The sequence below is a fragment of the Pseudoalteromonas apostichopi genome, assembly GCF_030297135.1.
GTDB lineage: Bacteria > Pseudomonadota > Gammaproteobacteria > Enterobacterales > Alteromonadaceae > Pseudoalteromonas > Pseudoalteromonas apostichopi.
Genome location: NZ_AP028065.1, coordinates 2,156,612 through 2,169,597, shown reverse-complemented (window position 1 = coordinate 2,169,597; position 12,986 = coordinate 2,156,612). Strand labels below are relative to the sequence as shown.

Sequence of the window (12,986 nt, the reverse complement as noted above, 5' to 3'; positions counted from 1 at the left end):
TATTTCTATTTACTTGCACGCTGCTTATTTTTACCAACTCTTGGTTTAGTATTGGCCTTTTTAAACTGGCTAAAACCGGTATGACGAGTCAGTGCCGCGCGGCCTTTACCGCCCTTCCCTTTAGCTGCTTTCTCGTTGCGGCCTTCTTCAGGTACCAAACAGTTTGGCCCCTTACCGATTAGATTCGCTTTGCCCATTTTTCTTAGCGCTTCACGGATCATCGGCCAACCAGCAGGATCATGGTAACGTAAAATCGCTTTGTGTAAACGACGCTGGCGGGCGCCTTTTGGTACAGGCACTTGCTCAGTGTTATTTTTAATATTGCGTAACGAGTTCATCTCAGTATGATAAATCGTCGTTGCGTTGGCCATTGGCGACGGATAAAAGTTTTGTACTTGATCAAGCTTAAAGTCATTACTCTTTAACCAAAGCGCCATATTAACCATGTCTTCGTCTTTAGTTCCTGGGTGAGCAGAAATAAAGTACGGGATCAGATACTGCTTTTTACCTGCTTCTTTTGAGTATTTATCAAATAGCTCTTTAAACTTATCATAAGCACCCATACCCGGCTTCATCATCTTAGATAATGGGCCATCTTCGGTATGCTCAGGGGCAATTTTTAAATACCCGCCTACGTGATGGGTAACCAGCTCTTTTACATAGCGTGGATCTTCAACTGCTAAGTCATAGCGTACGCCTGAAGCAATTAAGATTTTCTTCACACCCTTCACATCTCGGGCTTTTTTATAAAGCTCAATGGTTGGCGTGTGATCCGTGTCCATATGCTTACAAATATCAGGATAAACGCATGATAAACGACGGCAAGTACTCTCTGCTTTTTTACTCTTACAGCGCAACTTATACATATTCGCAGTCGGTCCACCTAAGTCAGAAATAACCCCTGTAAAACCCGGTACCTTGTCACGAATTTGTTCAATTTCATCAATAATTGATTGCTCTGAACGGCTTTGAATAATACGCCCTTCGTGCTCTGTGATCGAACAGAAAGAACAACCACCAAAGCAGCCACGCATAATGTTCACTGAGGTTTTAATCATTTCATACGCAGGGATTTTGTCATCACCATAACTTGGGTGCGGAATACGTTGGTATGGCAAACCAAATACACCATCCATTTCTTCTGTTTCTAGTGGAAATGCTGGCGGATTTACCCAAATAGAACGGTCGCCATGACGTTGAAATAACGCACGTGCACAGCCTGGATTTGTTTCTTGGTGCAAAATACGCGACGCATGGGCATAAAGCGGCTTATTCACACTCACTTGCTCAAACGCTGGCAGTTTAACGTAGGTCTTTTCCCATGGTTTAGGACGTGCAGGCTGAACAGTTATTGGTTTGGCTGCTTCAGCACTTAGATCAATACCCGCTTTTTTAAACTCAGATTTACTACAACCCACATCATCTGCGCCATACGGGTTTGGAATTGGATCAATCTTACCGATTTTATCGATAGCTGTAGAGTCACTACCACGCCAACCCGGCAATGGTTCCTTACGAATTACCGCGGTACCACGTATATCTTGAATTGTCTCGACCGACTCACCTGCGGCAATACGGTGAGCCACTTCAACAAGTGGACGCTCAGCATTACCGTAAATTAAAATGTCGGCTTTGGCATCAAACAGAACACTTCGGCGTACTTTTTCTTGCCAGTAATCATAATGAGCAATACGACGTAAACTCGCCTCAATACCACCGATGATCAGCGGCACATCTTTATAAGCTTCGCGACAACGTTGGCTATATACAACCACCGCACGGTCAGGGCGTTTACCACCTATGTTACCTGGCGTGTATGCATCATCATGACGCATACGCTTTTCAGCGGTATAACGGTTGATCATCGAGTCCATATTACCCGCCGTAACACCAAAGAATAAGTTAGGCTTGCCTAACGCCATAAAGGCATCTTTCGAGTTCCAGTCAGGCTGCGCAATAATACCAACGCGAAAACCCTGCGATTCAAGCATGCGGCCAATCACAGCCATACCGAAACTTGGGTGATCAACATATGCATCACCACTGACAATGATCACGTCACAGCTATCCCAGCCTAACGCGTCCATTTCTGCACGAGTGGTCGGTAAGAATGGCGCCGTGCCATAGCATTCAGCCCAATACTTAGGGTAAGAAAACAGGCCTCGCTCGGCTTTTAATGCGCTCATAAAGTGTACTCTGCTAACAAAAGGGGCGAATTATACCTCACTCTTATGGATTATTATAGAAAACAAAACGCCCTTCACATAGGAGGGCGCTGTTTAATTAGTATGCACTTACTGGAACTGGCTATTGCCTAGCTTGCAGGTAGGTAATTAACTCTTTTTCTGGCATAGGCTTAGCGTACATGAAGCCTTGCACTTCATCACAGCCAAGCTGGGCTAAATAATCTGCTTGCGCTTGTGTTTCGACCCCTTCTGCAATAGTTTTTAAGCCTAACCTTGCACCAAGAGAAATAATTAACGCTGCAATCGCCTGACAATCTTGACCTGGTAAATCTTTAATAAAAACACGATCAATTTTAAGTCTATCAAGCGGCAATTTTTGCAAATAACTCAACGACGAGAACCCTGTACCAAAGTCATCAATCGCAATCTCAATGCCAAACTCTTTAAGCTCTTTTAATGTCGTGATCACATTAGCTAGTTCATCCATAACCACACTTTCGGTTACTTCAAGTTCGATAAACTGCGGCTCTACATTGTATTTTGTTAAAGTGTCTTTAACTTGCTGTGCATAGCCTTTAACTTTAAATTGTGGCACCGACACATTCACAGCAATACTTATTGAAAAGCCTAATGCTTCTAAGCGTTTTTGCTGCAAACATGCTTGCTCTAGCACCCACTGGCCTATATCAACAATTAAGCCTGCATCTTCAGCCATAGGAACAAAAATCGCCGGTGAAATATACTGACCATTACCCGAAGGCCAACGAAGCAGCGCTTCGCAGCCAATAATCTCAAGGGTATTTAAATCAAGTTGCGGCTGAAACCAAACCTCTAATTTACGTTGTTCGAAATCTTGGCGAAGTTGTCTGATGATACCTAAACGCCACGCCATTTTCTCTTCCATATCTGGGGTATAAGTCACCACCATTTCAGAAGATTGTTTTTTAGCTTGGTTAAGAGCAATGTATCCCAGTTTTAATGTCTCAATTCCCGCTTTTTGAAAGTCACCTTGATAACATAAACCGATGTTAAAATTGATTGGCAAAATGTGTTCGCCCGCATTAAAAGGCAAACTTAAATGCTCGCGAAGTAGCTCAACATCACACTCATTAACTGGTAACAATAGACCGAACACATCTGCACCAATACGTGAGAGCAACTCAGCATTAGGGTACTCTTGTTGTAACCTATCGACAATTGCGTTCAGTAATAAGTTACCGATCTCTTGACCTAAGCCGTTATTAATATCAGAGAATTGCGCAACATCAATTAATAAAAATACAAAATCACTTTTACCCGGTTGATAGTAACGCTCAACTTTATTCATGAAATCATTACGATTCGATAAGCCAGTTAAAATATCTTTATATGCAGCATCGCGTAAACGGTTGAACAATCTAACATTATCAAGGCCAACACTGACATTAGTCAGGAATATCTCGGCAAATTGTAATTGCGAAGGACTTGGCGTGTGCTCGGTTTCTAAGTAAATAGCTGCTTGGCGATTTTTACTTTTGAGTAAGTATGTACTGTCAATATCCGTATGTTGATGTTCACCTTGCGCCAAGCAATTATTCACTTGCATGATGATACGACCATCATCAAGTTGCTCAACACCTTGACCTATAAAATCATTGTATTGAGCGCAACCGCCTAAAACATAAACCTGATTATCATCTTCGATTGAACCACACAGTAAGCCTTGCGGTTCACAATCCAAAATAATTGAAAGCTGTTTGATAACCGCCATCGAAAAAGCTTTGATATCGGTAAAACCAAGAATGGCTTTTGATGCATACAAAATATTATTTAAAGCGCGGCTTTGAAATTCTAGCTGACAAACTTGCTCATATGAGCGAATAGCAGTAACAAGTGCAGTAATAAGCTTACTACGTGTTAGTTCTGTTTTGGTTTTATAGTCGTTTATATCGTATTCGCGGATAACCTTTTCTTCAGGTGCATAACCTGGTTGTCCGGTTCGTAAAATAATTCGCACGTTGTGATTTTTGAGGCATTCTCTAACTTGCTTTACAACTTTTAAGCCAGCATCATCTGACTCCATGACTACATCAAGTAAAATCACCGAAATCGAATGATCATTTTTAAGTAATTCGAGTGCTTCTGCACCTGAATAGGCATGGTGGAACCGCAAGCCTTTGTCCCAGAACTCAACCCCTGAAAGAGCAAGCTTAGTCACTGAATGTATTTCTGGATCATCATCGACAATTAATACGTCCCAAAAATCAGAGACAGTTTCATCCACTAACTGTTCGTCATCTTGGTCACTAAACAAAAAGTCGTTACTCTCTGATGCCATTAATAATTCCTTAGAGTGATGCCCATAATACTGTAACCATGGTTCCACTCCATTTTACAGCGACGCTCAAAATTCTATCACTTATTTAACTATGATACATTAGTGATAGCTTATATAGTATCAAACAGATTATAGTCTATGTTACGTATAATGTTATGAAAGTTATAAAACAATTGCCTGAGGTGAGACTATTAAAATACTCATTTTTACCCTAAAAGCGATTTTTATCGGCATTCTGATCTCACTTGTCATTGGACTGATGCTTTCACCGCAATATACTGTTCACAAGTCAATTAAAGTGAACGCAAGCGGCGCCGAGATTGCGAGTCTTGTTGGCGACTTTAGTCAATGGCCAAAGTGGCAACCATGGCAGGCAGTGGACCCGAGCATTAAATTTATCATTGCTGAGCCAAGTCAGGGCGTTGGTGCACATCAATTTTGGCAAAGTCGCTTTGGCGAAGGTGAAATGACCATCACCCAACTCGACAATACTCAGCTTTCATTTAATATATTATTTAATAAAGAACACATTACCCAAGGCACTATCCGCTATTTACCTGAAGGCGATAACGTTAATATTGAGTGTTCACTAAATGGTGAGGTTAATACCCCAATTATTGGTGGCTACCTTGCTTTATTAAGCCAGTATATTCTCAATAACACAGTAAAGCTGGCGCTCAATAACATCAAAACCCATGCGCAGTTAGCAACAAAAGAGAAGGCGATTGCTACCGATGACAGTGAAAGCAGCTCAAGCAAGAGTTAATCTTGCTAATATCATAGAAAATCAGCTCGGCTATCCAATTCATAAAGCCTCATCTGCTAGGATTAACCATGCTGATAATGACAGCTACTCAGCACAAGGTCAGCAACAGCTAGCCTATCAAATAAGAGCTCAAGCCAGCCTTTTAGAGCGCGCCCAAACTCGCCAAGAAATTCAATTTATAAAGCGCCAAGAAAATATCGAAACCATTATGTCGATGGCCATGGCTTTTTGCCCGGATGTTACTGGTCAACAACAGCCCGATTTTGATTGGATAGAGCGTTTTATTAGTTTATGTGAAGACACAGCGAACTCATCAATGCAGAAACTGTGGGCGAAAATACTAGCTGGTGAAACAGTCTCACCGGGTACCTTTTCAATTAAAAGCCTGCAAACACTTAAACACATGACTCAGCGAGAAGCTGATGCCCTTCAACGCTGTACATCACTGTGTGGCTTTAATGAAAAAGACAACAGCCACTTAATTTTACTCGGCTTTTATAAAAAACCATCGCTGTTTGATTTGCTCAGAAAGGGTAACAAAGTGTCATTTAACTTAGGAAAAACTCCCGTTAGCTTTCCTGATATTCTTACCTTAATGGATATTAACTTACTATACCGAAAAGAAATCGAATCAGCCGTTTTAAAAGCTGGCCAAGAACTAGTACTGAGCTTTATGAATCAACGCTTGGTTCTAATAGCGAAAAGTAATGACTTGGTACTCAGTTATTATAAGTTTACTCAAACAGGTGATGAGTTACGAAAGCTAATTGCATCGCCAATAAACAAAGCTTATAAGCAAATATTATCAACAGCATTAGAAGATGAATTTGAAGTAAGCTGGCAAGCTTTAAAATAAAGCAGCCAGCTTAGTATAAATCGAATGGCTCGATTAGAAGTGGATTTGAATACCCGCAAATGGGCCTGATGCATCTAAGTCTGTGTAGATATCATCAATATCATCAAGCTCTAATGTCATTGAGCGGTAGCCCGCTTTAATATCCATATCAATTGCTAAGTTATCAAGTAAAGCGTATGCAATGCCCGCCTGATAGTCTTGAATTTTGCTATCGTCAATAGCTAGTAAACTACCTTCAAAGAATACGCTTAAACCCGTTAATGGTAAGCCAACTTCAGCACGGCCATAAACTAAAGGTACGAAACCAGAGAAATCAACTCGCTCAGTCGTGTTTTGGCCACCATCTTGCGATGTACCCGTTACCGTAATTTCACCGTCGAATTGTTTCGCATTCACACCTAAATCAATAGAAACTAAATCATTATCAAAGATTTCGTAATAGAGAATATAGTCGATGTGTGATAAATCGCTGACAGTGCCTACTTGCGTACCTACAACGTAATCTGAACCACCAAAGCTAAAGGTTTCATCTAGGGTGGTATCACCATTTAACTCAAGCTCAGTGTATTTTAGTTTAATGTTTGGTACTAACGGCACTGGGTGCTCAAGCGCTGCGTAGTAGCTCGTAAACGTTTCATCATCAAATTTAAAGCTTTGTAAGTTTCCGTCTTGAGCAAAGCTACCGCTGTTATCTGATTGCCAGCCATCAACACCTAAGTATAAACCTAATAATGTATCAGCTTGCGCTGTTGGGGCTAAACAAGCCATTGAAAGGGCTGCTGCTAAACAGTACTTTTTCATCATTTTATCCTTGCGCTAAAAGTTCGCTAAGTTCAATTAGAGCCGCATTGGCTCGAGAAATATAATTCGCCATGACCAATGAGTGGTTAGCTACAAAACCAAAGCCACTGCCATTTAAAATCATTGGGCTCCACACTGTTTCTTGTGTGGCCTCTAATTCACGAATAATTTGTTGCAGACTAACACGAGCATTTTTCTTTTCTAATACATCAGCAAAATCATATTCAACCGCTTGTAAAAAGTGCAGTAATGCCCACGTTGCACCACGAGATTCATAAAACACATCATCAATTTGCCACCAAGATGTTTTCACTTGGTTTTGCAAAGGTGTATAAGTTGCTTGATGAGCTGCAGTGTCGCCAGCTAAATCTGTATTCAAACGGTCTTGACCAACACTCGCGCTTAATCGCTGACTTAAGCTGCCAAGTCGCTTTTCAGCTTCTTTTAACCAGCTGCGTAAATTATCAGCACGGGCATAAAACTGGCTATCACGATCGTTCTGATCCGCTATTTGAGTACGGTACACTACCAATAAATCAATGCCCTTTTGATACTCTGTTTCAGCACTCGGCCATGCCCATGCAACAGAGCTAATGTTAAACTGTGGCTGGGCTTTTTTTAGAGCTTCATGCTCAGTAGATTGCGATTGTGAACGGCTGAAGTCTTTACGCATAGACAACACTAAATCACGGGTCATCTCAAGTGCGCCGTATTCCCAGGCAGGCATATTATCCATCATCACACTAGGTGGCATCATATCATTTGATAAATAACCACCAGGCTTATTTAACAATGTACTTGCAACATCAATCAGTGTTGACGTTGTTGTGTAGCCAGTGACAAACTTTTCGCCACGCAGTTGCGCTTCTTGTTTTGCCTTGCTAACAACATCCATGCGATCCGGCTCACTACTCCAGTAAACAGCAATCGCGTAAAAAATAATTAATACAATAAGTAATGCACTGGCTATTTTTCCTTTATGCTCAGACATAATACCTCCTAGTGATGTGAGTGCTCTTTACTTTTTTGTGCTGCCTGTTCAGACATTTCTTGTAAAGACACAACTTTGGCTTGGGTGAAAACTCGATTGCCATCATTAAAATATAGCGTGAGTTTACGCTCTTGCCCTGCTTTTAGTTGATCTTCAGGTTCAAACACCATTAAGTGATAACCACCTGGTTTAAACTCAACACTGCTATGACCATCGATCTTTAATGATAAAACCTGCTCCATTTTCATCATGCCATCAACATGGGTATGCTGATGGATTTCAACACGTCCTAAACCATCCAGTTCCGCTTTAGTTAGTACTGTTGCATGCTCACTTGGGTTGGTAATAGTTAAATAAGCAACACTTGCTTTACTGGCTGGTAAAAACTCACGTACCTGCGCGTTGCTTACGGTTACTTCAGCAACATCGTTATGGTCATGGCCACTATGGGCAAATGAAAAGGTACTCGTGATTAAACTTGCGGTAAGAAAAGAGAGTGCGGGCCATAGTTTCATTATGTTTTAATCCTTGTTAAGACATTAACTTACCCGCTAAATTTAGCATATTTTATGTATTAAGGCAGTTTAATAGTACCTTAAGCTGGTGATTTTTTGTTATCGGCGATCAACCAACACAATGCTGCGATCAATAAAAGAGGCCATGCAATCATTACTGAGCCAAATAAAAACGCAAGCACAACACCAATCAGAGCAACAACACCTGCGCCAAGTAGACCAATAGTGAATAGCGCAACACCAGCAACGACAGCAATCACAGCTACAATTGCTCCGATGACCTCAAGGCCAGCCCAACTCATATCAGCAATTGATAAGGGCAACTGCCATGAGTCAAACGATACAAATGAAACTACATCAGTGCATAGTAGTAACATTGCTAGAACGATGATAGCTAACGTTTTCATGATCGACTCCTAGTAGCCTTTTACTGGTAAAGTGCAATGAGCCACTAAGTAACCCACGCCAATTAACAGCGGCATTTGAATAAGTAGTATGATCATTACCAAACGGGTTGACCACACAGGGAAGCCTAAGCGTGCAGCGAGTCCGCTACACACACCCGAGATCTTTTTGTTACTCAGATCACGGTACCAACGTGTCGATGTGTGATAAGTATTCATCATAAACCTCCTAAGCCGACTGCTTCATCGTTGCTTTTAAATCAGCAAGCTGTTTATCGATTGCTTCATCTTTCTCAAGGGCAGCAATTTGCGCTGCTGTTGAATTTGCGGCATCACTTTGCGTAAGTTCATACGCTTCAACTTGTGACTCAATGTTTTCAACGCGCTGCTCTAAGTAGTCAAAACGTGCTAATGCATCTTCAACTTTACTGCTATGCAGCTGCTCTTTAACCTTTAAACGTGCTGTAACAACGCGTTCTTTTTGCATGTAAGTCAGCTGTTTGGCTTTTGCATCCGCAAGCTTGTTTTGTAAACGCTGGCAGTCTTCTGTCAATTTTGCGAGTGACTCAGCAACTTTATCCATTTCAGCTTGTTGCGCTTCGATTTCTGTCGTTAAACGCTGCTTTTCAACTAACGCAGCTTTGGCAAGATCATCACGATCTTTACTTAGTGCTTTTTCTGCTTTAGCTTGCCAGTCAGCTACTTTCGCTTGTTTAGCTGCGATTTCGCGCTTCATTTGCTTTTCTTGCGTTAAAAATGTCGCAGCGGTTGCACGGCATTCAGTCAGTGCATCCTGCATTTCTTGCACGAGTAGATTAAGTAACTTTTCAGGATCTTCAGCTTTATCTAATGCTGCAGAAAGGTTTGCCTGAATAATGTCATTTACGCGATTTAATACACCCATGTGACTCTCCTGTTGATTATTGGGTTAATACAGCTAGGAGATTCCAATTCTTGTGCCAACTAACGAATAAACAAAATTTATTATTTAAATACAATCAGTTGAAGTGGATTTATTGAGATTTTGGCTGACTAGTGACTGAATGAAAAATAACTAATTTGACTAAAAAATTAACTTTTTCACTAAATTTTAGGATCAAAAAAAGCCACGAAATGTGGCTTTTTAATAGGATATTTGATTAGGCTTCTGGGACAAAACTCAAGGCTTTATCCATAACAGATAAATCAGCCGCTTTACCATGACCCTTTTCTGAAAGGTGGCGTCTAAAACCACGCGCCCCAGGTTGGCCTTGGAAAATCCCCAACATGTGGCGAGCAATATGCCAAAAGTTAGCGCCTTTACTCATTTCATCTTCAATGTAGTCATACATTGCACGCACAACCTGATGGCGACTCAGTGTAAAGGCTTCATCACCATAAATATTTTCGTCTACTTCAGACAAAATAAACGGATTACTATACGCCTCACGGCCAATCATGATGCCATCAACATACTCAAGGTGCGCCACACTATCAGCAATCGTTTTCACGCCACCATTCAAGCTTAGGTGTAGTTGCGGGTAATCTTTTTTCAGCTGATAAACACGAGGATAATCAAGAGGTGGGATCTCACGATTTTCTTTTGGGCTTAAGCCATTTAACCACGCTTTACGCGCATGAATAATAAAGTCATCACAACCAACATCATGACTTGCTTCTATTAAGGCACATAAAAACTCATACGAATCTTGCTCATCAATACCAATACGAGTTTTAACCGTAACAGGAATAGTCACTTCGGCCTTCATTGCAGCAACGCAGTCAGCAACCAGTTTAGGCTCAGCCATTAAACAAGCACCAAAACGACCATTTTGCACGCGATCAGACGGACAGCCCACATTTAAATTAACTTCATGATAGCCGCGCTCTGCCGCTAATTTTGCACACTTAGCCAAAGCTTCAGGATCTGATCCACCAAGTTGCAATGCGACTGGCCCTTCATGCTCATTAAAGTGTAAGTAATCGCCTTTACCAAATAAAATAGCGCCTGTTGTCACCATCTCAGTGTAAAGCACAGCGTGCTTAGTCATTTTACGGTGAAAGGTTCGACAGTGACGATCAGTCCAATCTAACATGGGTGCCACGGAAAAACGGCGGTTTAATGTCGTTGTGCTCATAACATGGCCCCTTTTAAGATCAATGCATTTACTTGCAACTTAAATTACCTAATACGATGAACGCTAAAAATAGCGATGACACATACCCCATTGGTATGCACCGAAATGAAAAATTGCAGCCATTATACCACCGAAGCAAGCTCACGGCATGGCTTAATCAAAGATCTGATGATGAAAAGAGGTGAAGAAGTGTACTGCAAACTCACTTCTTTGATGAATAAGCAAAAATGGAAAAGTTACATCTTCACTTCATTTAGAAGATGCTCAAGGTTTTGTCCTGTAAGCTCCAATACCGTGATTTCAAGCTCTTTGTAGTCTTCGTTTTTCAGGTTAACGAGCTTAGCACCCACTGCAATTCGCGCTACTTTCTCAACAGGATCCATTTCTACAATTTCAATTGATGCGCGCGTATCATGATCTTTTGATTGCACATAATATTCACTAAAGAAGGTACCATCAGCACGTACATTTGGATTACTGTCAGACACAGACTGCAGAAGCGTGCCTTTCTTTAAATCACTTTTACGAAGTGAGAAGCTGTATTCCGCCACATTGGCATGACCAACAATCACGGTTACTGCGCTTTCACCATTAATTTTAAAATCATGATCTGTTACTTCGATGACTTTTAGCTTACCACTATCATAGGTCGGCTCCATGCAAGCACCTAAACTAAAAATCAGAAAAACAGATAAGACGACATTTTTGATTAGCATTCTTTGTTCCTTAAATTTTATATTGCCTTCTTTAAAGTTAGATAAAAGAAGGCAATTATTCAAAGTTTAAATCACTGAAAATGCACTTTAAATTAAAACTAGCCGACAACACTTAAACCAAAGTAGTGAGCAATACCGCCTAAAATATTAGTAACCGCCACTGACGATAAAATTAAGCCCATCACCCGGCTAATGATACTCGCGCCACTATCACCAATTAACTTATGAACATGTGTAGCAAGCAGTAATAAAACCAGCACGATTACTAATACAGAAAGCATGATCGATGAGGTTATAAGTTGCTCATACCAAGTGTATTCGGTATTTCGGGTCATCAATACCGCACCTAGCATGGCACCTGGGCTGGCAATTGAAGGTATCGCCAACGGGAAAATAGCGGTTTCAGTGCTATCTCGAACGCTTTTGATCTCTGTTTCTGGTTTACTTTCACCGAATATCATCAATAAAGCAAAAAGTAATAAAACAATACCTCCGGCAATCTGAAACGCCGAAAGCGGAATATTTATCGCGTCTAAAAGTAACTCACCAGCCACAACGAAAAACAATAAAACCAGTGCCGAAACACCAACAGCTTTTAACGCAACTTTGCGCTTAAATTTAGCATCATCCCAGCGTGTAACTGCAATAAAAACGGGTACAGTGCCGATCGGATCAATGACGGCAAAAAAGAAAATGAACGCAGCTAACAATTCATTCATTAAGAAAACTCCCTTGAAACGTGTTAGCGAATAAAAACACTGCAACTACAATACAGTATGTTAGTATATCACGGTAGCGTAAGGATAAGAGAAGATGAATATAGAATCACTCGTCAGTAAAGCAAAACAAGTATGCGATAATCGTGGTGCACGTTTCACACCTATCCGTGAAAAAGTATTCCGCCTATTAGCTAGTGCGCAGGGTGGTGTCGGTGCTTATGACTTATTAGAACAACTCAAATTAACTGAGTCAGGCGCAAAACCAGCCACTATTTATCGAGCGCTCGATTTCTTATCGGAACTTGGCTTTATTCATAAAATTGAAAGCACCAACTCATTTATGTTGTGCCATCATTTTGATCACATTCACCCTGTACAATTATTAATTTGTGACAGCTGTGGTTATGTAAAAGAATTACATTCAACAGTAATATCTCATGAGCTTAATAACTTAGCTGCAGAAAGTGGATTTATTGTCTCAGGACAAACTATCGAAGCACATGGCAAGTGCGAAAAGTGCAAAGAATAAGTGCGGTGTTTGAAACAACCACTACACTTAAAGTATGATTAATGGCATTTCGAAACCTAAGGGAAATTA

14 protein-coding genes are annotated in these 12,986 nt (G+C 40.9%); 3 read left to right on the top strand and 11 right to left on the bottom strand.

The window, feature by feature from the left end; genetic code table 11:
- Positions 1–5: 5 nt before the first annotated feature.
- On the bottom strand, positions 6–2,186 hold the full coding sequence (locus tag QUE86_RS09740) for a YgiQ family radical SAM protein (RefSeq protein ID WP_167658736.1): 2,181 nt from the start codon (positions 2,184–2,186) through the stop codon (positions 6–8).
- Between the two features lie 121 nt (positions 2,187–2,307).
- Positions 2,308–4,503 (bottom strand): bifunctional diguanylate cyclase/phosphodiesterase, encoded by a 2,196-nt coding sequence (locus tag QUE86_RS09735; RefSeq protein WP_286256887.1) that lies wholly within the window; start codon positions 4,501–4,503, stop codon positions 2,308–2,310.
- Between the two features lie 298 nt (positions 4,504–4,801).
- On the opposite strand from QUE86_RS09735, the gene QUE86_RS09730 reads away from it, so the two are divergent.
- Both QUE86_RS09730 and QUE86_RS09725 read left to right on the top strand, forming a co-directional pair.
- Positions 4,802–5,269, top strand: a complete 468-nt coding sequence (locus tag QUE86_RS09730) for an SRPBCC family protein (RefSeq protein WP_286256885.1) — start codon at positions 4,802–4,804, stop codon at positions 5,267–5,269.
- Positions 5,238–6,125 (top strand): TIGR03899 family protein, encoded by an 888-nt coding sequence (locus QUE86_RS09725; protein ID WP_167658739.1) that lies wholly within the window; start codon positions 5,238–5,240, stop codon positions 6,123–6,125. The genes QUE86_RS09730 and QUE86_RS09725 overlap by 32 nt, the downstream gene beginning before the upstream one ends.
- 33 nt (positions 6,126–6,158) lie before the next feature.
- On the opposite strand, the gene QUE86_RS09720 is transcribed toward QUE86_RS09725, so the two are convergent.
- From QUE86_RS09720 to QUE86_RS09680, 9 genes are all read right to left on the bottom strand, one after another.
- Positions 6,159–6,926, bottom strand: a complete 768-nt coding sequence (locus QUE86_RS09720; RefSeq protein ID WP_130052207.1) for a TIGR04219 family outer membrane beta-barrel protein — start codon at positions 6,924–6,926, stop codon at positions 6,159–6,161.
- Between the two features lie 4 nt (positions 6,927–6,930).
- The gene (locus QUE86_RS09715; RefSeq protein ID WP_130049841.1) at positions 6,931–7,917 is read right to left on the bottom strand and encodes a DUF2333 family protein; all 987 of its coding nucleotides are present in this window, start codon (positions 7,915–7,917) and stop codon (positions 6,931–6,933) included.
- A gap of 8 nt (positions 7,918–7,925) precedes the next feature.
- Positions 7,926–8,432, bottom strand: coding sequence for a copper chaperone PCu(A)C (locus tag QUE86_RS09710; protein ID WP_130049842.1), 507 nt, complete (start codon positions 8,430–8,432; stop codon positions 7,926–7,928).
- Positions 8,433–8,512: 80 nt separating this feature from the next.
- On the bottom strand, positions 8,513–8,839 hold the full coding sequence (locus QUE86_RS09705; protein ID WP_130049843.1) for a hypothetical protein: 327 nt from the start codon (positions 8,837–8,839) through the stop codon (positions 8,513–8,515).
- A 9-nt stretch (positions 8,840–8,848) separates the two neighbouring features.
- Complete coding sequence (locus QUE86_RS09700; protein ID WP_054554145.1) at positions 8,849–9,055, bottom strand: PspC domain-containing protein; 207 nt, start codon at positions 9,053–9,055, stop codon at positions 8,849–8,851.
- A 10-nt stretch (positions 9,056–9,065) separates the two neighbouring features.
- Entirely contained in the window at positions 9,066–9,740 is a 675-nt protein-coding gene (locus QUE86_RS09695; RefSeq protein WP_167658741.1) for a PspA/IM30 family protein, read from the bottom strand.
- A gap of 235 nt (positions 9,741–9,975) precedes the next feature.
- Positions 9,976–10,953: a tRNA dihydrouridine(20/20a) synthase DusA gene (dusA, locus tag QUE86_RS09690; RefSeq protein WP_130049845.1), complete on the bottom strand. Its 978-nt coding sequence runs from the start codon at positions 10,951–10,953 to the stop codon at positions 9,976–9,978.
- Positions 10,954–11,189: 236 nt separating this feature from the next.
- The gene (locus QUE86_RS09685) at positions 11,190–11,669 is read right to left on the bottom strand and encodes a hypothetical protein (RefSeq protein ID WP_130049846.1); all 480 of its coding nucleotides are present in this window, start codon (positions 11,667–11,669) and stop codon (positions 11,190–11,192) included.
- A gap of 98 nt (positions 11,670–11,767) precedes the next feature.
- Positions 11,768–12,388: a MarC family protein gene (locus QUE86_RS09680; protein WP_130049847.1), complete on the bottom strand. Its 621-nt coding sequence runs from the start codon at positions 12,386–12,388 to the stop codon at positions 11,768–11,770.
- Positions 12,389–12,482: 94 nt separating this feature from the next.
- On the opposite strand from QUE86_RS09680, the gene QUE86_RS09675 reads away from it, so the two are divergent.
- Entirely contained in the window at positions 12,483–12,917 is a 435-nt protein-coding gene (locus QUE86_RS09675; protein ID WP_054554141.1) for a transcriptional repressor, read from the top strand.
- Positions 12,918–12,986 lie beyond the last annotated feature (69 nt).